This window comes from Ningiella algicola (assembly GCF_028401415.2).
Classification (GTDB): domain Bacteria; phylum Pseudomonadota; class Gammaproteobacteria; order Enterobacterales; family Alteromonadaceae; genus Glaciecola.
In genome coordinates this window covers 3,239,310-3,262,264 of record NZ_CP171821.2, presented here as the reverse complement: position 1 = coordinate 3,262,264, position 22,955 = coordinate 3,239,310, and the positions used below count along the sequence as shown (strand labels likewise).

Genomic DNA, 22,955 nt, shown 5'->3' with positions numbered 1-22,955 from the left:
ATGTCTCCTAAGCCAACATCATCTTGGCTTTTTTAAGCGCAGCAAAAAGCTGGTCTATCTCTTCGTGGGTATTATATATTGAAAATGACGCTCTTGCTGTACCAGGAATGCCTAAACGCTTCATAAGCGGTTGTGCACAATTGTCGCCGGTGCGAATAGCCACGCCTTGTTTGTCTAGTATAAAACCGATATCGGCAGGGTGTGCGCCATTGAGTAAAAAGCTCATCACGCCTATTTTGTCTTTTGCGGTGCCGACAATTTTCATGCCTTCCATGGTTGCTGCTTGCTCGTTTGCATACTCAAGCAAGGCTTTCTCGTGCGCCTGCAAGGCGGGTATGTCTTGTTGAGAAAGCCATTGTACCGCCGCTCCTAAGCCAATCACACCAGCAATGTTGGGGGTACCCGCTTCAAGCCTGTTCGGCAGTGCGCCCCACGTGGCATGATCGTAATCCACATCTTGGATCATTTCGCCGCCGGTTTGCCACACTGGCCATGTTTCTAAAACCGACTTTTTGCCCCACAGTACGCCTACACCCGTCGGTGCAAAAATTTTATGGCCTGAGAAGGCATAAAAATCACAGCCAATATCATCAACATCCACGCCACCATGGGCGATACCTTGCGCGCCATCAATCAGCACTAAAGCGTCTTTTTCTTTGGCTTTTGCGGTGAGCAGTTTAATCGGATTGACCGTACCCAGAGCATTGGATACGTGAGGAAAGGCAACTAAACGCGTATTGTCACTCAACAAAGCATCAAACGCGTCTCTATCTAGCTCGCCCGATTCAAACATCGGGCATACTTTTAAACTAGCACCGCTTCTTTTACACGCTTGCTGCCAAGTAACGAGATTTGCGTGATGCTCCATTTCCGTCACAATCACTTCATCACCAGCTTTTAACAATTGTCCTGCACCATTTGCAACAAGGTTTATGGCTTCGGTTGTGCCACTGGTCCATATCACTTCTTCTCTGTGAGGCGCACCTATAAATGCAGCAACAGTGTCACGCGCTTTTTCATAGCGGCGAGTCGCTTCGTCGGATAAATGATGTGCACCGCGATGCACGTTTGCATTACACTGCGTATAAAAGTCGACGATGGCATCAATGACCGCTTGCGGCTTTTGAGTCGTTGCAGCATTATCGAGATACACCAAAGGCTTGCCGTCTATAGTGCGATTTAACACAGGAAACTGCGCACGAAGCGCAGCTACATCAAGGCTCATTTAACCTCCATGCTTTCAAATCGCTCACTTAATTTGGGCAATAACCAGTCTCGGATAGCTTCGTTTGGAATTGCATTTACTAACTCTTGAATAAAGCCAAAATTAAGCATTACAAGCGCCTTAGAACGCTTGATACCGCGACTTAATAGATAATAAAGCGCCTGCTCTTCAATTTCAGCCACCGTGGCACCGTGGGCGCATTGCACATCGTCGGCGTATATTTCAAGCTCGGGCTTGGTGTTGATCATGGCTCTTCGCGAAAGCAACAAATTACGATTGTTTAGTTCGGCCAGGGTTTTTTGTGCATCACGGTGAATGTGAATGCGTCCATTAAACACGGCTCTGGCTTTGTCACCCACGATGCCTCTGGCATTCTCTTGGGTGGTGCCATTAGGCATGGCGTGTTCAATAGTCGAGTGTAGGTCAAACAACTCACCTTCAGCGAGCAAATAAATCGCGTTCATTTTTGCTTTAGCGTGCTCGCCAGCATGGATAATATCCACATCCACCCGCGAAAGCTCGCTTCCATAGCCCACCAAAGTCGAATTCAATCGTGCTGAATTTTGTAAACTGAAGTGGCTACCGCCGACTTGCTTGGCATCTTGAGTAAAAAACGCAAAGCGGTAATGCTCAAGGGAGGCTGACTCTCCAATCAGGTATTCTGCGAATGCGGTGGTAAAACTTTGCTCGCTGCCGCTGCCGTATTCAATCACAGCGCATTTGCTGTTTTTGCCCATATTGACCAGAGCACGCGTGTGCCCGTCAGTATCTTGAGTGGCTAAATTGACCAGCCGCACAGGGATATCAATATGTGCGCCCGCTTCCACCTCAATATATACGCCTTGCTGACAAAGGGCATCGTTTACCAAACCAAAGAGATGACGCTGTGGCTTAACATGACCGAACAGTGTTGCGATCTGAGTTTGCGTGTCCGCTGGGGCATTCGATAAGGAATGAATATGCAGGCCGGTGGGCAAGCTTAAGGCCTTAAGGTCTGTGACCAAGTGACCATCAACAAACACAATGTCAATGAGCGAGAGTCCGTCTATTGCTGGAGCAGAGTGAGTACTCACATTGCTATTATTGACCAAATGCTTAGCATTGCGTTCTTTGAGCGAACTTAGCAGCGTAAAGCGCCACGCCTCATTGCGCCCCGATGGCCAGCCTTGTGAGCGCAAGGTATCAAGGGCTTGTTGACGCATTGGCGCAAGATAGTCTTGCACCTGTGCTGCATCATCAATAACCTTGTTTAGCCATTGACTCATGCCTCAACTCCTTCGAACTCTTTGCCTAAAAATGCATAGCCTTCTTTTTCAACTTTAAGTGCAAGTGAGGCGTCACCGCTTTTAACGATTTCGCCGTTGGCAAGAATGTGCACAAAATCGGGCTTGATGTAGTCGAGTAAACGCTGATAGTGGGTGATCACAATAAAACTGCGCTTATCGTCACGCTGGCTGTTGACACCATTTGCGACCACTTGGAGCGCATCAATATCGAGGCCAGAATCAGATTCGTCTAAAATACAAAGGCTAGGCTTTAACAAAATCATCTGCATAATTTCGTTACGCTTTTTCTCACCACCTGAAAAACCTTCGTTAACACCACGCTTTAAAAAGTCGAGCGGAAGCTGAACTTGCTTACATGCTTCTTTTGCCATTTTCAAAAACTCAGCCGCAGAGAGTGGCTCCTCTCCTCGCTGTTCACGCACTGCGTTAACCGACTCTTTCATAAACTCCATATTGCTCACGCCCGGAATTTCAACCGGATACTGAAAGGCTAAGAACAACCCATTGCTTGCACGCTCTTCTATTTCCATTTCAAACAAGTCGTGATCGTTGAGCGACACCGCGCCTTCTTTGACCTCATAGCCATCACGGCCTGACAAGACATATCCAAGGGTACTTTTGCCCGCGCCATTAGGGCCCATGATGGCATGCACTTCACCTGGCTTTATTTCTAGGTTTAAGCCTTTTAATATGGTTTTATCTTCAACACTTGCGTGCAGATTATTAATTTTTAACATGACTACCCCACTGACCCTTCTAGGCTTATCTCAAGTAACTTACCTGCTTCGACGGCAAACTCCATCGGCAGCTCTTTGAATACTTCTTTACAGAATCCATTCACAATCATTGATACCGCTTTTTCTGGATCCAGCCCGCGCTGTTGACACAAAAACAGCTGCTCATCGCTGACTTTAGAGGTAGTAGCTTCATGCTCAACAATTGCGCTTGGGTTTCTGCTTTCAATATATGGGAAGGTGTGCGCGCCGCAGGTGTCGCCAATGAGTAATGAATCGCACTCAGTGAAGTTGCGCGCGCCGTCTGCTTTTGGCCCCATTTTTACAAGGCCGCGATAGGCGTTGTTGCTATTGCCCGCCGAAATACCCTTAGAGATGATAGTAGAGCGAGTGTTTTTACCCAAATGAATCATTTTGGTGCCGGTATCGGCCTGCTGACGTCCACGAGTCAGTGCAACCGAGTAAAATTCCCCTACGCTGTTATCACCTTTAAGGACACAGCTTGGATATTTCCACGTAACGGCGGAACCTGTCTCTACTTGTGTCCATGAAATTTTTGCGTTGGTGTGGCAAATACCGCGTTTTGTGACAAAGTTATAAATACCACCCACTCCGTTTTCATCGCCCGGATACCAATTTTGTACGGTGGAGTATTTGATCGTTGCGTTATCTAAGGCCACCAGCTCAACAACTGCTGCGTGAAGCTGATTTTCGTCGCGTTGAGGCGCAGTGCAACCCTCAAGGTAGCTCACATGGCTACCTTCCTCTGCTACAATAAGGGTTCGTTCGAACTGACCGGTATTCATTTCGTTAATACGGAAATAGGTCGAAAGCTCCATTGGGCAACGTACGCCTTTTGGAATATAAACAAACGAGCCGTCGGTAAATACTGCGCTGTTAAGCGCTGCAAAATAATTATCCGCGCGAGGCACAACGGAACCAATGTATTTTTTTACCAGCTCGGGATATTTATGAACCGCTTCAGAAATGGGGCAGAATATAACGCCAGCTTCTTCGAGTTTTTCTCTAAAGGTAGTTACCACCGACACTGAATCGAAGACAGCATCCACCGCGACGCCTGCCAGCATCTCTTGTTCATGTAAAGGAATGCCGAGCTTTTCATAGGTGCGCAATAATTCAGGGTCAACTTCATCTAAAGACTGAGGCTTATCCGCCATACTTTTAGGTGCGGAATAGTATGAAATTGCTTGGTAGTCAATTTTGGGATAATCCACATGTGCCCATTCCGGCTCCTCCATTTTAAGCCAGGTTTCATAGGCTTTTAAACGCCATGCCAGCATCCATTCAGGCTCACCTTTCATTTGCGAGATACGGCGGATAACTGACTCATCCAAGCCTGCTTCAAATGTTTCTGATTCAATTTCAGAATAGAAACCGGCTTCGTATTTACGCTCTAACGCCTGTTCAATCTGTTCACTCATGTTTGAACTCACCTGTTTACTAAATTTATTCGTTCGCTGCTCAGCTTAAGTTTGTCGCTGTGCGCATATTCGCTACTTTTCAATTGTACGAAGGCTTACGTGTATAAACGTGATTTCGCCCTCTTTACATTGCATTACATCTGTAAACTTATATCGATATCTTGATTACTACGGCGATTGTTCTGGCGACCAGAAACATCCTTAACGTCTTTTTCGCGCATCAAATCCTGTAGCGAAATACCGCTTAAAAAATCATTTACGCGGTCGCTCAAATCTTGCCATAAGCTATGGGTTAAGCATCGCTCCCCGCCTTGGCAATCTGCCTGACCTTTGCATCGAGTCGCATCCACTGTTTCGTTGACGGCATGAATAACCGCACCAATAGAAATATCCTGAGCATTTCTTTTAAGCTGATAACCGCCACCGGGGCCGCGCACACTGCAGACCAAATCGGCTTTGCGCAAGCGTGCAAAAAGCTGTTCTAAATAAGACAGCGAGATGTCCTGACGCGCAGAAATGTCAGATAGAGAAACCGGGCCACTTTCAGCATGTAAGGTTAAATCAAGCATCGCCGTAACTGCATAGCGACCTTTGGATGTAAGTTTCATCCGCACTCCCTAATTGTTTTGAGGCGCAGATCCTTTCATAACCTACTAGAATGGTCAAGTATTTAACCTAGTATTTTAGTCAAGTATTTATCAACTGCTGTAAACTCACCAATAAACCTTTTGAATGTGTATTGCGACTGACTAGTTTAATACACTTAAATATGGTCATTTTTGCCAATCGAAGTGCCTCCGATTACAGTAATAAAAAATAAGTTATTGATTTAGAGATAATTTATTTTTGGCATGCCGAGTGCTTTGTTTAGTGGATTAATTACACGATTTATCACGCACGTTCAAAGGAAAGCTTATGAAAAACTACTTAAAACTACCGGTACTTGGGTTTATTGCCGCGATCAGCTCATCAATTATGGTCAGCGGGTGCATTATTCACGTTGGTGCGAATGATTTAGAAGGCGGCTATTCCTTTGACTCAGAAACCTGGGACAGTGGCGTGTCAGAGGATGAAAGCGGCAAAAGAACTTACTCATCAACCAATAAAAGCATCAAGGTGGGAGAAGGTAAATCCGTTGGTGATATCTCGTCGGTGAACGGTTCTGTGAAAGTTGAAGATGGCGTCAGCGCAAGTGAAGTGAGTAATGTAAATGGCAGAATCGACATTGGCAATAATGTTAGCGTGCGCAATGTGGACTTAGTTAATGGGCGCATTCGCATCGGAGAAGACTTTCGCTCGACGGGCTCAATTGAATCTGTCAATGGCGAAATTACTATCGATGCAGGTGGTAATGTTGGCGGCTCGGTTGAAACGGTCAATGGAGATATCGTGCTCAAACAAGTTGACGTTGCGACCAATGTTTCAACCGTGAACGGTGATATCGATTTACGCAATGGTAGCGTAGTAAGAGGCGATGTTGTTTTTTCTGGTAAGCCGAACAATAACAGTTGGCGCCAAAATCCGCCGAAGCTTTCGGTAGACGCAAGCTCAGTGATTGAAGGGAATATCATTGTCGAAAAAGAAGTTGAGTTTGATTTTGATGATGAAAGCCTGATGGATAAGGTCATTCGTCGTTAACATCATCCCAATGTCAAATTAGAGGCATATTTGAGGTTTGGGTAAAATCAACGTTGAAAACAAAGCGCTTATCATCAACACTATAAGCCTGTCTTCTTAGCTTGATTGCCCATACCTATGACATCTGAATCTTCTAACGCCCAAAACACCTTGACCAGTGCTTATGAAACGCCAGTTACTATCCAGTGTAAAGCAGCTGTTGCATGGGGACCCGACCAGCCTCTTAAAATAGAAACCGTGAATGTTGCCCCACCTAAAGCAGGTGAAGTGCGGGTCAAGCTTGTTGCTACCGGCGTATGCCATACTGATGCTTACACGCTGTCGGGCGCAGACCCTGAGGGTGTATTCCCGAGCATTTTAGGGCATGAAGGCGGCGGCATTGTCGAGTCAGTTGGAGAAGGCGTAAGCTCCGTTCAGGTAGGCGATCACGTTATACCTTTATATACACCCGAGTGCGGTGAATGTAAGTTTTGCACCAGCGGTAAAACCAACCTTTGTCAAAAAATTAGAGAAACCCAAGGTAAGGGTCTGATGCCTGATGGCACGTCGCGCTTTTCCATTAATGGCGAAACCATTTATCACTACATGGGCACATCTACTTTTTCTGAATATACCGTTTTACCCGAAATTTCATTAGCAAAGGTTAATCCAAGCGCGCCGCTCGAAGAAGTCTGCTTGCTTGGCTGTGGCGTCACCACCGGCATGGGCGCAGTGATGAATACGGCCAAAGTACAAAAAGGCGATACGGTGGCTATTTTTGGCTTAGGCGGTATAGGCCTCTCTGCCATTATCGGTGCACAAATGGCAAAAGCCTCGCGCATTATTGCCATTGACATTAATGAGCGTAAATTTGATTTAGCTACACAGTTGGGTGCCACCGACTGCATTAATCCCAAAAACTACGACAAGGCGATTCAAGAGGTCATCGTCGAACTGACTGACGGCGGCGTGGACTTTTCATTTGAATGCATAGGGAACGTAGATGTGATGCGAAGTGCTTTGGAGTGTTGTCACAAAGGCTGGGGCGAGTCGGTTATCATTGGTGTAGCGGGTGCCGGACAAGAAATATCGACGCGGCCCTTTCAATTAGTGACCGGTCGAGTATGGCGCGGTACCGCTTTTGGCGGCGTCAAAGGACGCAGTGAATTGCCCGATTATGTAGAGCGCTACTTAGCGGGTGAATTTAAGCTAGATGATTTTATTACTCACACCATGGGTCTTGAGGATGTTAACGAAGCCTTTGATTTAATGCATAAAGGCGAGTCTATTCGTTCGGTTATTCATTACTAGATATCTGACGCTCGATGTCAGTTCCTTAATGTCAGTCGATAGCTATCATGTATCAATAGATAGGAAGCTTTATGTCAATCACACAAGTGAGCAGTAACGCCTGCTTTGGCGGCCTGCATAAACAGTATTCGCATCATTCGAGCGCAACGAACTGTCAAATGCGGTTTGCGATTTATTTACCGCCGCAAGCGTCTAAAGGCCAAAAAATACCGGTACTCTATTGGTTATCAGGACTGACCTGCACGGATGAAAACTTTATGCAAAAAGCGGGGGCTTTGCGTGTTGCAGCCGAGCTTGGCATCGCCATTGTAGCGCCCGATACCAGCCCACGTGGCGATGATGTCGCAGATGTGGATGCCTATGATTTAGGCAAAGGCGCAGGTTTTTATTTAAACGCGACGCAAATGCCTTGGGCTAAGCATTACAGAATGTATGACTACGTAGTTAACGAATTACCCCAACTAATTGAAAAGAATTTTCCGGTAAGCTCGCGCAAAGCGATATCTGGTCATTCAATGGGCGGTCATGGTGCACTGACCATTGCGCTTAAAAATCCCGCCGCTTATGATTCGGTGTCCGCATTCTCCCCAATTTGTAAGCCTTCAAACTGTCCATGGGGACAAAAAGCCTTTTCGCTGTATCTGGGTGATGAGCAGCACACATGGCAAGAATACGACGCGAGTTATCTTCTCAGCCAACATGACACACACAGCTTTACACGACCAATAATGGTTGACCAAGGCACTGACGACACCTTTCTTACTGAGCAACTTCACCCCCAAGCGTTGACAGACGCTGCTAGCAAATCGGGTGTCAATTTATCGCTCAGAATGCAAGAGGGCTACGACCATAGCTATTATTTTATCGCCAGCTTTATTGAAGAGCATGTGCGCTTTCATGCAAACCATTTATTTAACTAAGCGAATTTATCAGCAATGAATCATTTATTTGACTGGATACCCATAACGATTGCGACAATTTTGGTTGTTTCAGTACTCATGGCGATGCGATGGTTTTTATTGGTCAAACACTCTGAGTTGAGCGCAGAACAGCGCCTTCCCCGACAGCTGGTCATGGTGATTGCCATGCTTATCGGTTTGGTCATCATCAGTTTGTCACTGCCGGTTAGCGAAAGCTCGCGAAACCAAGTGCTGACGCTCATTGGCGTATTGGTATCCGGTGTCATTGCGTTTTCTTCTACCAGCATCGTTGCGAATTTAATGGCAGGCTTGGTACTGCGCTTTAACAAACCTTTTAGAACGGGGGATTTCATTCGTTGCAATGAATACTTCGGTCGCGTATCTGAAAAAGGCTTACTGGATACCGAAATTCAAACCGAGCAGCGAGATTTAATCGCTATTGCCAACAGCTACTTGGTAAATAATCCGGTTTCGGTCATTCGTTCTTCCGGTACTCTAGTTACGGCAAATGTGTCGATTGGCTATGATGTGCATCACTCAGATGTGGGCAAAGCACTTAAACAAGCTGCCCTCAACTCGGGATTAACAGAAGCCTTTTCTCATGTTACTGAGCTGGGTGATTTCAGCGTGAGCTATCGGGTATCGGGCCTACTAAGTGATGTTAAAAGTTTGCTAAGTGCAAAGTCTAAACTGCATAAAGCGATGCTGGATGAACTGCACAATCGCAATATCGAAATTATGTCACCCAATTATATCGCTCAGCGCCCTACCGATGCTAGTCAACGATTTATCGCAAAAGCGAAAGCGCATGAAGATAAAGCAAGGGAAGACAAACAGCATGAATCACTTGCGTTTGATAAAGCAGAGGAAGCTGAGCAGCAAGAACAGTCGCTTGAACGTTTACAAACACTAATCAAATCCCTGCGTGAAGCATTGAGCGCTGCAGATAAAGACAGTAAGCCAGAGATAGAAAATAAGATACAAGCCGCGCTCGAAAGAGTTGAGAAATTAAAAAGCAAAGAAATCAAACCTTAGAGATCAAAGCATATTTAAGACTATTCAGCGCGGCACATTTTCATTAATCGCAGCTGCCATTCATTTCATCCCTTGTTACGCTTATCTAAACACACAGGCCCCAATTCACTTAGCTGAATGAATATAGTCATGGCTCAAATCAACATTGAGAGAATCACCTATGACTTTAACCTGCATTACTTCATCTTCACTAAAAGCCACTATCTCTGCAATAAGCATTTTCGTTGCGCTCAGTCTGCCTGGCCATGCTAAAGATCAAAATAATATGTCAGAGCATGACAAAAACCTTGTCAAAGTATGCGAAGACATTCGCGCAGATAAAAAAGTGGGTTTACGCCAAAAAATAAAAGCGCTACGTACCACGCCGATTACATTGATTAAGGATCTGAAATGCAACGGCATGGACCCAATCACCTTTGCTGAATTGCATGAGTCAAATCGTATCGTAAGTTATTTGAATCAACATGCTAAACCCTCCGATTTGCTTTCAAAGAAATAATAGCGCCGGAAGCACACACAAATAGACGCTAGAAGCTCAGCTTATCGATTTGGATAAGCTGAGCTTACTTTCACCATTGTTATTTCTTCGATAAACAATCACAAAATAATTGTTTATCGCAACATTCCGTCAGTTGTCGAAATATTCTATTTAAATAAAGCCATTCCGATAGGCTTATACCAAACGCATGATCAGGCACTTTTTCGACAACTAACAAAGGACTAAGGCCCATGTTCAGATGCATTATCGTAGATGACGAACCGCTTGCAAGGGAGCGTATTCGAGAGCTTTTAAAAGCGCATATACAATGGACTGTGCTTGCTGAGGCAGGTGAGTATGATGAGGCAAAGCGCCTGATCATTCATCATCAGCCTGATTTGTGCTTTATCGACATCAATATTATTGGCGGGTCAGGGCTGAGCCTAGCGCAAGAGCTAGGGCAACTAGTATCGAGCAAGTGGATATTTTCCACAGCGTATGGCGAATTCGCAGTCAAAGCCTTTGAATTAAACGCCAGTGACTATTTGCTAAAGCCTTTCAGCGCGGAGCGTTTTAATTGTGTAGTGAAAAAAATAGAGCCTCTTATTTCCTCCCCTTTGGCAAAACCCAAGTCAATCTTGGCAGTCAAATCAATCGGCGAGGTGAATTTTGTGGAGACCAAAGACATTATCTGGATAAAAGGCTCGGCAAATTATGCAGAACTGCATTGCTCAGATAAAATGATACTGCATCGAGAGACGATGAGTAATCTTGAGATGCAGTTGGATAAGCAGTCCTTTATTCGCGTGCATCGAAGTGCGATGATAAATATTCACCACGTGAGTTCGCTCACCAGCGAACTCGGTCGTTTCACCATGCTGCAACTAAACAATGGTGACGAGGTCAGGATAAGCAGTAGTTATAGAAGTCGTTTGTTTTCGAGCTTAGGGCTGGATGAACAAACACCCTCAGCATCACAGCAAGCCGTATAAGCGAATGAATGACTATATAAAGCCGAAAGTAATCCCCGCTCAAAAGCCCTCATTTTGGGCACTTCACTTTGCCGGATGGGCTGGATATTGGGTACTATTTATCCTTGAAAATCTGGTTTTGGGGGTAAACAAAATGGGGGTAAATGCCTATATCATCATTCCACTGTTTTTTAGTGCCTGCGCGGGCGCTTTGCTTACTCTACCCCTCAGGTATATATATCAGCGTTGTTGGCAATATGGTCCTAAACGCTTACTGATCATCGTCGTACTAGCGTGTTTTGTTGTTGCATCAGCTTGGACACCAAGCAAAAACGTTATTCTTTGGTCATGGACGCACGAGTATAGTCAAAGTGCTGATCTTGCAAAAACCTACTACCAGGACTTGTATTTTTTAGATTACTTCAACAGTATGATTTACAGTTTGGCAATGGTGTTAGCATGGAGTACGCTGTACTTCAGCATTAACTTTTACTATCGCTTGATGAACGAAAAAGAGATGCACTTGGCGGCACAGCGACTGTCCCACAATGCGCAGATTAAAATGCTGCGATACCAGATTAATCCGCATTTTTTATTCAACACCCTCAACGCCATTTCTACACTCGTCATGATGGATAAAAAAGAAAAAGCCAATGGCATGTTGGTGAGGCTGTCTACCTTTTTGCGTTTTTCTCTAGACAATGACCCCGAAAAAAAGATTACGCTGCACGAAGAGCTTAAGGCCTTGATGTTATATTTAGAAATCGAAAAAACGCGCTTTGATGATAGGCTCAGTGTCTACTTTGAAATTCAGCCAGAAACAGAAACGTTAATGGTTCCAAGTTTGCTTTTGCAACCATTGATTGAAAACAGTATTAAATACGCAATCGCCAAACTAGCAAAAAATGGTGAAATAAAAGTGCGAGCCAGAATTGAAGCTGACTCCTTAGTGTTGGAAGTATGTGACAACGGCCCGGATGCTCAAGAGTTGTTGGAACAAAACAAGCAACACAAAAACGACGAAAGGGGTGTAGGTATACGCAATATTCAAGAACGTTTGGACGTTTTGTATCCCCAGCAACACGCGTTTTTAATGCGCCATAACGATCCTCAAGGCCTTAAAGTGCTCATCAAAATCCCTATTGAGCATCATTAATGGCATAACCATATTGGAAACGCATTAGTGGACAAAATCACAGCGCTGATTGTTGACGATGAACCCCTTGCACGCGAGGGGCTGCTGCGTCTCGTTTGTCAGCATGACCGCTTTGTTGTGACCCAACAATGCAGTGACGGACAGCAAGCATTGGATGCGATTGAAACACTTAAGCCTGATGTGGTGTTTTTAGATATTGAAATGCCCATTATGAATGGCATCGAACTTGCCGCTGATTTGCATCAGTCAAGCAAGCATAGTCATACGCCAGTTGATGGCCAAGCGCATATTCCTAAAATTGTTTTTGTGACTGCCTTTCGAGAGTACGCACTTGATGCTTTTGAATTTCAGGCGTCGGACTACCTGCTTAAACCTTTCTCGCAAGCGCGAGTCAATCAATGCTTAAACAATCTGGTTCAGCTCATCGACGTTGAGACCAAACTAAACCTACAAGGCAAGCTCGACCAACTAATCTCCAGAAAAACAGGCGAGTCATTAGATGGATTCGTCAAACGTTTAGAAAGCTCACGTTATCGCGGCATTGCCGATTTGCACAATGTGATCACCATGAAAAGCGGCAATGATTACTTGCGAATACCTATCAATAGCCTGTTATGGATAGAAGCCGCAGGCGATTATATGTGCGTGCATACACTTGAAGGCACTCACATCATCAGGAAAACCTTAAAGCAGTTCGAACAAGAGCTCAGCGGCGAGCACTTCACTCGCATCAATCGCTCCGCCATCGTGAATGTGAGTAAAATAAGCAAACTTAGCCCCAACTCAAACGGGGAATACATCGCTATTTTAAGCTCTGGTGACGAGCTTAAAGTGACGCGCTCTTACAAGCAAAATTTAGAGGGCTTATCGGGTCACGCTTAGTTACAAGCAAGGGCAGTATTAACACGATTATCGAGCCTATTATGCAAGATGCTTTGCAAGAGCGTCACGCTATAAGACTTTCAAGCTTTTAATTTATTGCATAGCGAATTTAGCTTAGCTACTCTTCATTGATAATCACGCTAATCAAAAGAGAGATGAAATGCTCAAGATTTGTTATTCCTTACTTTTTTCCATATGTATGTCTTTTAGCGTTTTGGCCCAAAATCACAGCGAAAATTCTATGACTAATTTTGACTCAAACTTCGCCCATACCGTTTATTTTTGGCTTAAAAATCCTGATAACCCTGAAGACCGTCGTGCCTTTGAAACATCGCTACAAACCTTTCTTGATAACTCTCAGTTTGCTAAAACCAATTTTATCGGTATTCCGCCTGAAGCGAGCAGAGATGTTGTAGACGGCTCATTTACCTATTCCTTGATTGTGACCTTTGAATCAGCCCAGGCACAACAAAATTATCAAGATGAGCCTGCGCACAAGCTATTTGTTGATAAAGCCAGTGCCTTGTGGGAGAAGGTGATTGTTTATGATTCGGTGAATTATAAATAATCCGAACTTTAGATAATTAAAGGCGTGATGATTTATAAGCTTTTTAGCGACTTTAACACCTCTCGCCATACCTCAAAGCTAAAGCCCATGCCGAGATGACAGGCTTTCACCTCGACGTGCTTTACCTGTGGATTGAGTTCATCAATACTCGCGCTCCAGTGCACAATACCGTCGTTTTTGCTGTAGATAGAGGTGATGGATTGCTTTATTGGCGTTGCATCGAGCTTTTTGACCTCTTCTGCTATCCAATCAACATCGACATTGAGCATTTCAAACCGCCACGCGACTGCCGTAAATTTTGGTCCACCCACAATCGGTGAGCCAAAGGTGATCACTTGCTCAATGTGTTCCGGCAAGGCGCGTGCAACTTCTCTGGCAATAAATCCACCAAGGCTCCAGCCAATAACTGCAATGGGATGGCCTAAACGGTCCGCCAGTGCTTTTGCATTATCCACCGCGCGTGAGCATAAGTAGGCAACCCCTAATTCATTTTTATGCAAGGGCTTAGCGCGCATACTCACATCGGGATGCCAATTTATTGTGATGTCATCTTGGCTAAACTCACGATTAAGGCCTGCGTCATTCACGCCTAAACCCCAGTCATGAATACGATGACCATGCTGAGTCAGATAGCGATTCATGGGTTTAAAAAATCGGCCGTCCACGCCCAAGCCAGGAAACAACATAATGTCTTTGCCGCTGCTCACAAGCGATGGATCGATTTTCTTTACTCTTGGGTGCAGCGTGCTCAGGGCGTCTTTGAACACTTTAAGCTCATTAAACAAGGTTCGCTTTTTGGGCGCTTGCCGCTTGGGAGATGTCATACTCATTATTACCAGTAGCCTTGTTGCCTATAGCATTAAGTAAGATGCGCTAGATAAGACTGAGTTTAGCAGGTAATGTATACAGCATCTTAATTGTTCTATATGTGAGCACCATTTTAATGACGAAAGCGTTAAACATCGCCATCATCACCGTTTCTGACACACGTGATGAGTCAAACGACACTAGCGGCTTATATTTGGCAAAAGCCGTTGATGCCGCAGGCCATACCATCGCAGACAAGCAAATTGTGAAAGATGATATTTATCAGTTACGTGCCATCGTTTCCAAGTACATTGCAGATGACACTGTTCATGTGATTATTAGCACTGGCGGAACAGGCTTTATGTCGCGCGACAGCACACCTGAAGCCATCACACCCTTGTTCGACAAAAAGGTGGACGGTTTCGGTGAGCTGTTTAGGCAAATATCCTATGATGAGATTGGTACATCCACCATCCAATCGCGAGTATTTGCCGGACTCGCCAATCAAACCCTTATATTTTGTCTCCCAGGCTCCACAAGTGCCTGCCAAACTGGCTGGTCAATTATTCAGCCGCAGCTAGATGCGAATAATAAGCCCTGTAATTTTGTGACCATGCTGAGCGCTAAAAAGAGTTAGATTCTGTGAATAGCGACGAGTCGGTTCATCAAAATTATATCAGTGTGCAACGCAAGGACTTTCATGTTGCGCATGAGTACCAAATGCTCATTGATAATAATCGAAGCAGTGGCGCCGTGGTGATGTTTGTGGGTTTAGTGCGCGATTTTAACCCACATATGTCGAGCGAGCAGGTGACCGGTTTACGATTAGAGCACTATCCTAAAATGACAGAAAGTCAGCTTGCATCCATTGTCAAAAGAGCGAGAGAACGCTGGTTCTTATCAGAAGTTCGTGTGATTCATCGCGTTGGAGATTTAGACATTAATGAGCAAATTGTATTTGTGGGCGTAAGCAGCCGCCATCGAGAGTCAGCCTTTGAAGCCGCTCAATATATTATGGACTATCTCAAGCACGAAGCGACCTTTTGGAAAAAGGAACGCACACAAACGGGCGAGCATTGGGTAACCCCAGATGAGAAAGAGCAGGAACGACTGAACAGATATAAATAAGCGTATCGCTTAGCAAAATAATCATACGAAAGAATAGCCGCTTGAGCCCGGTCTAGTAGACGCTGCCATTGGACAGGGTCAAAGAGTATGAATAAAAGAAAATGGATGAAGAAATTTTTGTCTAAATGGGCACTGGTGATGCTTGGTGTCGCATTAACTATCACCTCTGCTGTGATTTCAAATTACTTTATTGCCAAAAATAATGATCGCGTGGGCGATTGGGAGCGAGATGCAGCAAACGTGGGTATACAAATTGAAGAGATTTGGGAAAACAGCCGCTCGCTAGAACGCAGAAAAGATACCGCGGTTTTGCTCATGGTATCTCAGGGCGAACATCCACAAAGCAAAGCCTTCATTAGCGATACTCTGTCAATGTTTGGTGCGAAACAAGAAACTGAACACAGCTATAGTTCTATCCAAGCAAGCTATGACGCATACAAAGAAGGGATTATTGAACAGATAAATGAGAAATTTTTGATTCAGCAGTCGTATTTAGAACAAGCTCAGCTGACCAAAATGGATAATGATGTATTGATCAATATCGCTTTGTGCTTTCAGATACTAGGGCTTATTTTGGTTCTGACCAAAGGGATGGATTAAGTCGCGTAGTAAAACCATTGCCGAGTGTAATGATGCTAAAACAGTGCGCTGTTTCAGCTCAAACTTGACCTCACTTTTCAGATTTAGCAAGTGCGCTAATATCACAGAATCGAAGAAACATTATGCAGGCAGTCTCTTTCAAGCAAATCGCAGTTTCTATAAGCCTATATTTTGTTGAAGTGACTAGAAAGGCCTAGAGCAGTGTTCGTTTTGTAATTTTTGGAACTAGCAGTTCAAGCCATCAATTGTTGTCAATGGAAGGCCCCTGATGTAATATCGCACCAGAAGCGCTTGGAGAGTAACATGCCTAGACAAAGTGTCACATTGACAGAACGCAATAACAGCTGGCTTAACGCTCATGTTGAAAAGAAAGGTGACTATGCGAATAAGAGCGAGTTGATTAATGATTTAATAAGACGCGCAAGACGAGCCGAGTTTATCAATCAAAAGTTATCGAAAGCAGAAAAAAGTAACTTCGTATCTCAGTCACCAAACGAAATTCTCGCCGAATTTAAAGCGGATCTAAAAAAGTAAATGAGCAGATATCGCTTAACGGAAGAAGCAAAAGAAGATTTACGTAGAATCTACGAATATGGATATCATGAGTTTGGAGAAAGCTTAGCTGACGAATATTTTAACAGCTTTTTCGGAGCCTTTATTAAGATTGCAGAGTCGCCTTTATTGTATCAGCCGGTTGATAACATTCGACTGGGTTATAGACGCTGCCCGCATCGGTCAGATGTAATTTACTATCGAATCAATCAAGGCACCATCGAAATTATGGCGATTATTGGCGGTCAAGATACTGACGCTTGGCTTTAACTAAATAAAGTCAGGCGAGTATTTTGTATTAAATTGATCTGAGAGATGCGCGAGGCGTTTGTCTAATGTCCATAGTTTGGTATCAGGCGTTATTAGCACAGAGCAAAGAAGAGCAATGTCAATATATCCACAGCCCTTTCCATATAGTTGATGTTGCTCAATCATTGTCAGTATCTCAGTTTGGTTCGCGATTCTTGATGTGGTAAGCAAAGACATATCGTTGAGTGTCCTTGCTCTCGGGGAAGGGGGAGTTCCACACGCAAGCTCAGCTATTATCAGTGGGTGACAAAGGACGGAGTCTTCTTTTAATAATCTAATCAAGGAATTTTCTGAGTACCTAAAATGAGCAACCCAAACAGACGTATCTACTAAAACCATTTTAGTCACTGCCGCGACGCGGAATCTCGGTCATGTCCGGTGATTTAGCTCCTAACGCAGCCAATCTCTTCGCCGATTGAACTCTGACGAAAGTTCTCATTGCTCGTCTAATGATTTCTGACTTATCAATACCTGGTTCGCATAGCTGAATAGCTTTATCAAACAACTCATCATCTATTGAAACTGTCGTTCTCATATATCACCCCATTAGTTTTGATGCATAACGGTATCATTTTTGATGTAGGCTGTATAATATAACTTTTATTTTGCCTAAACGACTCAGCTCAAAATCAGTAAAAAAAGAGCTTAGGTATTTGCACACCAGACTGCTCGCGCAAGACCCGCAGTCTACTTTGCAAAATCTGTTAGATTGTTTTGTACATTTAAGGTATGAGTCATGCGTTAACTGCTGTTAAAGCTAAGATTTTAAAAGATAAATTTTATTGGCTTAGTTGCGCTAACTACCTTTGCTTTTTCTATTTCAGCAAATATCGATGAACTTATTTTTATAATGACGGCAACCGGATCTTCATTGAACATTGACAATATCAACTTAAGTGCGGTTGAAGCAGTTTCTGCCCCTGCAACGCTTGCGTTAATAATTGTTGGATTAGTTGCTTTGCGCCTTTCTGCGAGTCGCCGCAAATAATGGCAAACGCGTTGCTTTGGCGCGCTTGAATTTCATTTCTCAGTGCTTTGCTTTTATCGCCAAGCCATCGAGAAATAAAATGGCAAGATGATAAGCGAAACCTCACTAATGTTGTAACTACAATTGACCATAAACCAACTTGTGAGGCTTTATTCTCTATGCTTTAAAACTGGTGGTTAGCGCTAACTGTCCAAGTGTCATCGACTTCTCGCTCATTTATAAAGCTATATGCCGCGCGAACACTAAAACGTTCAGTAAAAAAGTGGCCTGCCGTAAGTGCAATGAAATCGTCGTTACCCTCTGCACCAATCGATGAGAATTTATTAAAGTAATAATCCCCGCCAATTGCCCAAGAATCATCTAATCGGTCATCATCAGTATAACTATATTGCGCTCTCAAAGCATAGTATGCGCCGTTAGCGAGCGGCGTGAAATACTTGCTTTCCAATGATATTGTGTCTAACTCGTCATCTGTTAATAGCGTAAACCCCATATAGGCGTCGCCTTGAAGATTGTGCTGGTATGTCGCGCTAATAATGGCATCCAAAGGCGAATCATTATCTAAAATGGTGATATCTACAAAATGCAGGCTCAATTAAACGCTATACTTTCAAACACATTTATAAGATAAAGCTCGAAATCATTTGAGTCAGAGAACAAAAGTTTCATACCACTCCTGTCAGTAACTTGCCACCTGTCCTTAAAAAACCCTTTTTTTCCAATTGCGATTACACCTAATCTACTTGCGAGTAATTTTAGATCATCGAAATCAGCTTTTTTACTTCTGGCGCGACTTATTAGTGTGCGAGTGTCCTCAATGAGTGCGTCAAGCTCATCCGAGTTGTAGATTTGGTCAATTTCAGGATACCTGTCGGCAAGTTTTGCAATAACTCTTTCCGCATCAATTCTATCACCCATTATTTGAACTAACTTATTGAGTTCCAACAGCGGTGCTCTTACTTTAGCTAATAGCAGTGTCTTTGCTAATAATAATATACGTGGATTTGTGCCAAAGTAACCTTGTAGAAAGTCTTTCTTCAATTCTCGCGAAATTTCCAAATGATTTTTGAAATCTTTACTTTCTAAGATCTTTAGTGCGAAACTAATAGAGAGCGCTGATGAATATTGACGAAGCTCTTGTTTTGCTTCTTCTAATTCTGGAAAGTACTCAATGACAACTTGCCAATCTGAACTTACATCATTAGCAATCTCCCTACTCGATTCAGTGTCTTCAAAATAGCTCTCATCAATTGAACCTTTCTGTGAACTATCGTATTCCGCTCTCTTAACCGAGTCAGAAAGGACATCATATGCATTGTTTATTGCTTTTACATAGGCTTCATATCCGTTAACACGATCAGGATGGTATGCTCTCATTAGTGCCTTATAAGCAGCCTTAATGACAAAGTCTTCAGCTGTGTGGGTTACTCCTAAAGTACTGTAATAACTCATTTTACCTACCAATCGTCCTTTTGTTACACAATAGTTTATTCCTTACTTAAAAAACAACGCAGGGCTTAACCCAAAACGCATAGCTAAACGTTCAATATGATCGCGTGTTAAGCGCTTACCTCCACTTAGCACTTGGGATACCATACTTTTACCGCCAATTTCATTTTTAAAATCGGTTGTATTAAGGTTGTGTTGATCCATCAGAACTTTAAGCGTAGCAACCGCAGGGTCGCCCCCCAACCCTCGTTGATTAAATTCAGAGAATGACACCGCATCAGCTTCATAGCGAGCAATAGAATTGCTGAGCGCTTCAATTGCGACTAAGTTGGTATCGTAATCCTCAATTAACTCTTCCATCAGCGCTAAAGCTTGGTCGTGGTCTTGCTGGTTTGTAATCTCACGCAACACAGGTACACGTACATTCAATTCACTTATCAGTTCTGTAAGTTGTTCAACGGCTAACATTTGGTTTCGCTCCTATCAACGATACTTCTTACAAAGTTCATCGTACTCAGCATGAGTAACAATATGCTTGACGTACATTCGGTTGTGCCTGAATTCAATGAAGGCCATAAGTCGAAGGTTATTACCGCCAATGTCAATTACCCACCATTTATCTCTGTACTTAAAGTTATCAAGAGTTTTAAATACCGCTTTTAACGCGTCAGGCGTCTTAAACTCACCTCTACTCAACACGTTGTATGTTGCTTCAATTGCTGCAGCATCATTGGGATACTTTTTCATAGCATCTGCAAATGGCCGTTTTGATATTACGTGCATTTAAACTCCGTTTACTACCAGTAAACTATATCATTTAAAATAAAGTTTACAAGTAGTAAACCATATAAATCAAAATATTTATATTTCGTCGGGATCGTGTCTTAATTAGTGGTCTCACTTGTTTATCAATTTATGTTTCTAAAGGACTTATTAAAAGCTTCGCTTATTCGTTCAAAATTGGGATCGATGTACTCAAGTGTCATCTCTGGATCATTATGACCTAGAATACGTTGAATAGTGTCAAGCTCCACCCCTTTCTGATCTAACCAAGTCGCAAGCGCTCGACGACCTGCATGAGTACCGCAAAGTAAACCGCTATTTCTAAAAATCTCCGAAACCAATGTTTGCAGGGAGCTGCACACTCTAGTCGTTAAAACATTCCCCTCGACATCAGTGTATTTTTTGTCGCGAAATGCCATAGTTCGCCATGAATTTCCTTTTTTTGTAACGGCGAATAATGGCCAATCAGGGTTTAATCCGCGAAACTCGTCATTTTCAATAACGCATACTCTTTGATAGACCATTTCGCTGATCCATTCCTCGACCGCTCTTATATGAGGTTTTGCAAGGATATATGCAGCTCGTGATTTGTCTGTCTTGGTATAAGCAGCAGGAATGATAAACGTGGTACGAAGTTCGTTTGTGTCTCTAAGCAAATCTTTAATTTTGAGTTTCGCAACTTCATTGATGCGCATGCCCGAACCAAAAAGCATCCAAATTATAGCAACATTGCGTTTGCCTAAATTGCCACCTGATGCCATCCAAAGAATTTGCTTAAAACGTTTCTTGGAGGGAACTTCAGCTTTTCCTTCGCCTTTCTTTTTTTCTCTAATGAGCCTAGTTACCGGTCGATATTTTCCCAAATTAAACCCATGCAGCGTGCCAAATTCCCTTGTAGTATATTTATTAACCAACTAAAAGGCAAAACCAATAAATCTGGGAGTATAAGTAAAACTAACGCTATCCGCTACCCTTCGTTACAGCTGGCCATTAGGTTGGTTCGATGCTGGTTGCGAAGATGATTTAGGCATTTTAGCTAATAGGACCTGACATTCTGCACCCATTTTAAGAATAAATCTGCTGGTAGTCGTGACCCAAGCAATCAATGATGGTTTGATTGCGCTGCTCTAGGTTAGCGATGATAGGGGGTGAATTGGCTAGATAGATGATGGTTATCCCCTGAAAACACTGAAACACCCATCTTGCGGTCGGTTTTTGATAGGGTTTGTATTTCATGTTAGGGAAGTATTTATCTTGGGCAACTAGCTCGGCTCTTATTTTGTGCTCCAGTGCCGCATACACCATCAAGCAGGTGGTCATCACCATCAGTAACGCTTCGATCCGCGTGGGTTTGCAATTAGCTAGCAGCGAAACCACTGTCGCCACAAACCTAGTAGCTATTTACAAGGCCTTAGGCGGTGGTTGGGAAGTAAAGCAGCAAGAAAATCCGTAAAAAAACCAATCAAGCATTAAATACGTTAATAATATAGATTTTTTGATAGCCTAACTGACTTACATTTTCAAGACTAGCAAGGGAGATTGGAATGGCACGTTGCGTACGGCTGGTTTGCCGGCTTACGATGGCCTTTGCCACTTTGGCAAGTATAGGATGTTCAGCTAGTTCACCTGAAGACATTCCTAGCTGGTATCATCCAAGTAAGGCCCACCACAGTCTCAATGAAAATGGTGAAATACGGTTTAAAAATGTCCATCTTCAAGACAAAAATAAAACATTTTTTGATTTTATGAAGATGCGCTTTTTTGGCGCCGCTCCTTGGGCTAATCATGCCTCACTAGCTCACACTGTCTCAACGCAAACGCCTAATCTTCAAAAGATCCTAAGTCCACCTGACTCCCCTCTGGTAACTTGGCTAGGACATTCTATGTTCTTAATCCAATATCAGGGAAAAACCATTTTGACCGACCCCATATTTTCTGAACGAGCATCCCCTGTTTCATTTGCTGGCCCAAAGCGCTACATCCCACATCCATTGGATTACAGTCTTTTACCCGACATTGATATCGTTGTTATTAGCCATGACCACTATGACCATTTAGATGAGAAAGCCATTCGCTCATTGGGTAATACCGCACACTATTATGTGCCTCTTGGGCTTAAATCGTGGTTTTTATCTAAGAACGTTCTCAACGAGAATATAAGCGAAATGGATTGGTGGGATACTGTCATCATTGATGAAAACATTACGATAGAAGCGCTGCCATCACAGCATTGGACGGCTAGAGGTTTAGGTGATCGCTTTGCCAGTTTATGGGCAAGTTGGGCAATTACATTTTCTGACTTTACGGTCTGGTTCGCTGGTGACACGGGCTACAACTCTAAAGTGTTTAAACCAATTGGTGAGCATCTAGGTACAGTCGACTTGGCGTTGATTCCAATAGGGGCCTATGCGCCACGCTGGTTTATGCAAGACTATCATGTGAACCCAAAAGAAGCGGTCATGATTCATCAAGATCTTCAGGCCAAACGTTCAATCGGCATGCATTGGGGTACCTTTCCCCTAACAGCAGAGGCACCCGCCGAGCCTGCCGAGCGCTTGCAGGAAGCTCTAAGCGAATTGGGGCTTACCAGCGCAGAGTTTGGCGTACTCGCAATTGGTGAAAGCGCGGAAATAAAGTGACTCATTATTTAAATTATAGCATCTACCTCTTTGGTCAATATTATGAGGTTTTGCAATTAAAACAAGGTATTGAAA

At 43.6% G+C, this 22,955-nt stretch carries 28 protein-coding genes and 1 pseudogene; 15 read left to right on the top strand and 14 right to left on the bottom strand.

All coding sequences use genetic code 11. The features are described from left to right. Positions 1–7 precede the first annotated feature (7 nt). The 5 genes from PN836_RS14165 to iscR form a co-directional block, all read right to left on the bottom strand. On the bottom strand, positions 8–1,225 hold the full coding sequence (locus PN836_RS14165) for an aminotransferase class V-fold PLP-dependent enzyme (RefSeq protein WP_395339348.1): 1,218 nt from the start codon (positions 1,223–1,225) through the stop codon (positions 8–10). Beyond that, positions 1,222–2,490, bottom strand: coding sequence for a Fe-S cluster assembly protein SufD (gene sufD, locus PN836_RS14160; protein ID WP_395339346.1), 1,269 nt, complete (start codon positions 2,488–2,490; stop codon positions 1,222–1,224). Before sufD ends, PN836_RS14165 begins: the two co-directional genes overlap by 4 nt. Then, positions 2,487–3,248, bottom strand: a complete 762-nt coding sequence (gene sufC / locus PN836_RS14155) for a Fe-S cluster assembly ATPase SufC (RefSeq protein ID WP_395339344.1) — start codon at positions 3,246–3,248, stop codon at positions 2,487–2,489. Before sufC ends, sufD begins: the two co-directional genes overlap by 4 nt. 2 nt (positions 3,249–3,250) lie before the next feature. Further along, a complete protein-coding gene (gene sufB / locus PN836_RS14150; RefSeq protein ID WP_395339343.1) occupies positions 3,251–4,687 on the bottom strand; it encodes a Fe-S cluster assembly protein SufB in 1,437 nt (478 codons plus the stop codon). 134 nt (positions 4,688–4,821) lie between these two features. Next, on the bottom strand, positions 4,822–5,295 hold the full coding sequence (gene iscR, locus PN836_RS14145; RefSeq protein ID WP_395339341.1) for a Fe-S cluster assembly transcriptional regulator IscR: 474 nt from the start codon (positions 5,293–5,295) through the stop codon (positions 4,822–4,824). Between the two features lie 307 nt (positions 5,296–5,602). Here iscR and PN836_RS14140 point away from each other — a divergent pair, with 307 nt between their 5' ends. From PN836_RS14140 to PN836_RS14100, 9 genes are all read left to right on the top strand, one after another. Then, positions 5,603–6,325 carry a hypothetical protein gene (locus PN836_RS14140; RefSeq protein ID WP_395339339.1) on the top strand — a complete coding sequence of 241 codons (723 nt, stop codon included), beginning with the start codon at positions 5,603–5,605 and terminating at the stop codon, positions 6,323–6,325. Between the two features lie 117 nt (positions 6,326–6,442). Next, positions 6,443–7,615 carry an S-(hydroxymethyl)glutathione dehydrogenase/class III alcohol dehydrogenase gene (locus PN836_RS14135; protein ID WP_395339338.1) on the top strand — a complete coding sequence of 391 codons (1,173 nt, stop codon included), beginning with the start codon at positions 6,443–6,445 and terminating at the stop codon, positions 7,613–7,615. Between the two features lie 71 nt (positions 7,616–7,686). Then, positions 7,687–8,535, top strand: coding sequence for an S-formylglutathione hydrolase (gene fghA / locus PN836_RS14130; RefSeq protein ID WP_395339336.1), 849 nt, complete (start codon positions 7,687–7,689; stop codon positions 8,533–8,535). 15 nt (positions 8,536–8,550) lie between these two features. Then, positions 8,551–9,570: a mechanosensitive ion channel family protein gene (locus tag PN836_RS14125; protein ID WP_395339334.1), complete on the top strand. Its 1,020-nt coding sequence runs from the start codon at positions 8,551–8,553 to the stop codon at positions 9,568–9,570. A 160-nt stretch (positions 9,571–9,730) separates the two neighbouring features. After that, positions 9,731–10,069: a DUF3718 domain-containing protein gene (locus tag PN836_RS14120; protein ID WP_395339332.1), complete on the top strand. Its 339-nt coding sequence runs from the start codon at positions 9,731–9,733 to the stop codon at positions 10,067–10,069. 230 nt (positions 10,070–10,299) lie between these two features. Continuing rightward, positions 10,300–11,040 carry a LytR/AlgR family response regulator transcription factor gene (locus tag PN836_RS14115; protein ID WP_395339331.1) on the top strand — a complete coding sequence of 247 codons (741 nt, stop codon included), beginning with the start codon at positions 10,300–10,302 and terminating at the stop codon, positions 11,038–11,040. 4 nt (positions 11,041–11,044) lie between these two features. Next, complete coding sequence (locus PN836_RS14110; protein ID WP_395339329.1) at positions 11,045–12,175, top strand: sensor histidine kinase; 1,131 nt, start codon at positions 11,045–11,047, stop codon at positions 12,173–12,175. A 27-nt stretch (positions 12,176–12,202) separates the two neighbouring features. Then, positions 12,203–13,057: a LytR/AlgR family response regulator transcription factor gene (locus PN836_RS14105; RefSeq protein ID WP_395339326.1), complete on the top strand. Its 855-nt coding sequence runs from the start codon at positions 12,203–12,205 to the stop codon at positions 13,055–13,057. Between the two features lie 241 nt (positions 13,058–13,298). Further along, positions 13,299–13,625: a Dabb family protein gene (locus tag PN836_RS14100; protein ID WP_395339324.1), complete on the top strand. Its 327-nt coding sequence runs from the start codon at positions 13,299–13,301 to the stop codon at positions 13,623–13,625. A 32-nt stretch (positions 13,626–13,657) separates the two neighbouring features. Here PN836_RS14100 and PN836_RS14095 read toward each other — a convergent pair whose 3' ends face one another. Further along, positions 13,658–14,455, bottom strand: a complete 798-nt coding sequence (locus PN836_RS14095; protein WP_395339322.1) for an esterase/lipase family protein — start codon at positions 14,453–14,455, stop codon at positions 13,658–13,660. Between the two features lie 113 nt (positions 14,456–14,568). Between PN836_RS14095 and moaB the strand changes: the two genes are divergently transcribed. The 5 genes from moaB to PN836_RS14070 all read left to right on the top strand — a co-directional run bounded on the left by moaB (position 14,569) and on the right by PN836_RS14070 (position 16,982). Beyond that, positions 14,569–15,069 (top strand): molybdenum cofactor biosynthesis protein B, encoded by a 501-nt coding sequence (gene moaB / locus PN836_RS14090; RefSeq protein WP_395339320.1) that lies wholly within the window; start codon positions 14,569–14,571, stop codon positions 15,067–15,069. Between the two features lie 83 nt (positions 15,070–15,152). After that, positions 15,153–15,560, top strand: coding sequence for a molybdenum cofactor biosynthesis protein MoaE (locus PN836_RS14085; RefSeq protein ID WP_415926405.1), 408 nt, complete (start codon positions 15,153–15,155; stop codon positions 15,558–15,560). Positions 15,561–15,647: 87 nt separating this feature from the next. Further along, complete coding sequence (locus tag PN836_RS14080; protein WP_395339316.1) at positions 15,648–16,160, top strand: hypothetical protein; 513 nt, start codon at positions 15,648–15,650, stop codon at positions 16,158–16,160. Positions 16,161–16,463: 303 nt separating this feature from the next. After that, positions 16,464–16,694 (top strand): ribbon-helix-helix domain-containing protein, encoded by a 231-nt coding sequence (locus PN836_RS14075; protein WP_395339314.1) that lies wholly within the window; start codon positions 16,464–16,466, stop codon positions 16,692–16,694. Continuing rightward, positions 16,695–16,982: a type II toxin-antitoxin system RelE/ParE family toxin gene (locus tag PN836_RS14070; RefSeq protein ID WP_395339312.1), complete on the top strand. Its 288-nt coding sequence runs from the start codon at positions 16,695–16,697 to the stop codon at positions 16,980–16,982. It abuts the gene before it with no gap. On the opposite strand, the gene PN836_RS14065 is transcribed toward PN836_RS14070, so the two are convergent. From PN836_RS14065 to PN836_RS14030, 8 genes and pseudogenes are all read right to left on the bottom strand, one after another. Then, positions 16,983–17,198, bottom strand: a complete 216-nt coding sequence (locus PN836_RS14065; protein WP_395339310.1) for a hypothetical protein — start codon at positions 17,196–17,198, stop codon at positions 16,983–16,985. A gap of 163 nt (positions 17,199–17,361) precedes the next feature. Beyond that, on the bottom strand, positions 17,362–17,556 hold the full coding sequence (locus PN836_RS14060; protein WP_395339309.1) for a type II toxin-antitoxin system VapB family antitoxin: 195 nt from the start codon (positions 17,554–17,556) through the stop codon (positions 17,362–17,364). A 616-nt stretch (positions 17,557–18,172) separates the two neighbouring features. Continuing rightward, complete coding sequence (locus tag PN836_RS14055; RefSeq protein WP_395339307.1) at positions 18,173–18,604, bottom strand: putative porin; 432 nt, start codon at positions 18,602–18,604, stop codon at positions 18,173–18,175. After that, positions 18,601–19,461 carry a J domain-containing protein gene (locus PN836_RS14050; RefSeq protein WP_395339306.1) on the bottom strand — a complete coding sequence of 287 codons (861 nt, stop codon included), beginning with the start codon at positions 19,459–19,461 and terminating at the stop codon, positions 18,601–18,603. Before PN836_RS14050 ends, PN836_RS14055 begins: the two co-directional genes overlap by 4 nt. Before the next feature lie 42 nt (positions 19,462–19,503). Continuing rightward, the gene (locus PN836_RS14045) at positions 19,504–19,926 is read right to left on the bottom strand and encodes a helix-turn-helix domain-containing protein (RefSeq protein WP_395339304.1); all 423 of its coding nucleotides are present in this window, start codon (positions 19,924–19,926) and stop codon (positions 19,504–19,506) included. A 15-nt stretch (positions 19,927–19,941) separates the two neighbouring features. Then, the gene (locus PN836_RS14040; protein ID WP_395339302.1) at positions 19,942–20,241 is read right to left on the bottom strand and encodes a type II toxin-antitoxin system HigB family toxin; all 300 of its coding nucleotides are present in this window, start codon (positions 20,239–20,241) and stop codon (positions 19,942–19,944) included. Between the two features lie 125 nt (positions 20,242–20,366). Continuing rightward, positions 20,367–21,104 carry a tyrosine-type recombinase/integrase gene (locus PN836_RS14035; RefSeq protein ID WP_395339300.1) on the bottom strand — a complete coding sequence of 246 codons (738 nt, stop codon included), beginning with the start codon at positions 21,102–21,104 and terminating at the stop codon, positions 20,367–20,369. A gap of 202 nt (positions 21,105–21,306) precedes the next feature. After that, positions 21,307–21,594: pseudogene (locus PN836_RS14030) on the bottom strand (IS1634 family transposase); the annotation flags it as partial. Between the two features lie 191 nt (positions 21,595–21,785). Here PN836_RS14030 and PN836_RS14025 point away from each other — a divergent pair. Beyond that, on the top strand, positions 21,786–22,880 hold the full coding sequence (locus PN836_RS14025) for an MBL fold metallo-hydrolase (protein WP_395339298.1): 1,095 nt from the start codon (positions 21,786–21,788) through the stop codon (positions 22,878–22,880). Positions 22,881–22,955: the final 75 nt, after the last annotated feature.

Coding starts and splice junctions, on each gene's coding strand:
- PN836_RS14165 (WP_395339348.1), bottom strand. CDS start 1,225: ATGAGCCTTGATGTAGCTGCGCTTCGTGCGCAGTTTCCTGTGTTAAAT.
- sufD (WP_395339346.1), bottom strand. CDS start 2,490: ATGAGTCAATGGCTAAACAAGGTTATTGATGATGCAGCACAGGTGCAA.
- sufC (WP_395339344.1), bottom strand. CDS start 3,248: ATGTTAAAAATTAATAATCTGCACGCAAGTGTTGAAGATAAAACCATA.
- sufB (WP_395339343.1), bottom strand. CDS start 4,687: ATGAGTGAACAGATTGAACAGGCGTTAGAGCGTAAATACGAAGCCGGT.
- iscR (WP_395339341.1), bottom strand. CDS start 5,295: ATGAAACTTACATCCAAAGGTCGCTATGCAGTTACGGCGATGCTTGAT.
- PN836_RS14140 (WP_395339339.1), top strand. CDS start 5,603: ATGAAAAACTACTTAAAACTACCGGTACTTGGGTTTATTGCCGCGATC.
- PN836_RS14135 (WP_395339338.1), top strand. CDS start 6,443: ATGACATCTGAATCTTCTAACGCCCAAAACACCTTGACCAGTGCTTAT.
- fghA (WP_395339336.1), top strand. CDS start 7,687: ATGTCAATCACACAAGTGAGCAGTAACGCCTGCTTTGGCGGCCTGCAT.
- PN836_RS14125 (WP_395339334.1), top strand. CDS start 8,551: ATGAATCATTTATTTGACTGGATACCCATAACGATTGCGACAATTTTG.
- PN836_RS14120 (WP_395339332.1), top strand. CDS start 9,731: ATGACTTTAACCTGCATTACTTCATCTTCACTAAAAGCCACTATCTCT.
- PN836_RS14115 (WP_395339331.1), top strand. CDS start 10,300: ATGTTCAGATGCATTATCGTAGATGACGAACCGCTTGCAAGGGAGCGT.
- PN836_RS14110 (WP_395339329.1), top strand. CDS start 11,045: ATGAATGACTATATAAAGCCGAAAGTAATCCCCGCTCAAAAGCCCTCA.
- PN836_RS14100 (WP_395339324.1), top strand. CDS start 13,299: ATGACTAATTTTGACTCAAACTTCGCCCATACCGTTTATTTTTGGCTT.
- PN836_RS14095 (WP_395339322.1), bottom strand. CDS start 14,455: ATGAGTATGACATCTCCCAAGCGGCAAGCGCCCAAAAAGCGAACCTTG.
- moaB (WP_395339320.1), top strand. CDS start 14,569: ATGACGAAAGCGTTAAACATCGCCATCATCACCGTTTCTGACACACGT.
- PN836_RS14085 (WP_415926405.1), top strand. CDS start 15,153: ATGCTCATTGATAATAATCGAAGCAGTGGCGCCGTGGTGATGTTTGTG.
- PN836_RS14080 (WP_395339316.1), top strand. CDS start 15,648: ATGAATAAAAGAAAATGGATGAAGAAATTTTTGTCTAAATGGGCACTG.
- PN836_RS14075 (WP_395339314.1), top strand. CDS start 16,464: ATGCCTAGACAAAGTGTCACATTGACAGAACGCAATAACAGCTGGCTT.
- PN836_RS14070 (WP_395339312.1), top strand. CDS start 16,695: ATGAGCAGATATCGCTTAACGGAAGAAGCAAAAGAAGATTTACGTAGA.
- PN836_RS14065 (WP_395339310.1), bottom strand. CDS start 17,198: ATGTCTTTGCTTACCACATCAAGAATCGCGAACCAAACTGAGATACTG.
- PN836_RS14060 (WP_395339309.1), bottom strand. CDS start 17,556: ATGAGAACGACAGTTTCAATAGATGATGAGTTGTTTGATAAAGCTATT.
- PN836_RS14050 (WP_395339306.1), bottom strand. CDS start 19,461: ATGAGTTATTACAGTACTTTAGGAGTAACCCACACAGCTGAAGACTTT.
- PN836_RS14045 (WP_395339304.1), bottom strand. CDS start 19,926: ATGTTAGCCGTTGAACAACTTACAGAACTGATAAGTGAATTGAATGTA.
- PN836_RS14040 (WP_395339302.1), bottom strand. CDS start 20,241: ATGCACGTAATATCAAAACGGCCATTTGCAGATGCTATGAAAAAGTAT.
- PN836_RS14025 (WP_395339298.1), top strand. CDS start 21,786: ATGGCACGTTGCGTACGGCTGGTTTGCCGGCTTACGATGGCCTTTGCC.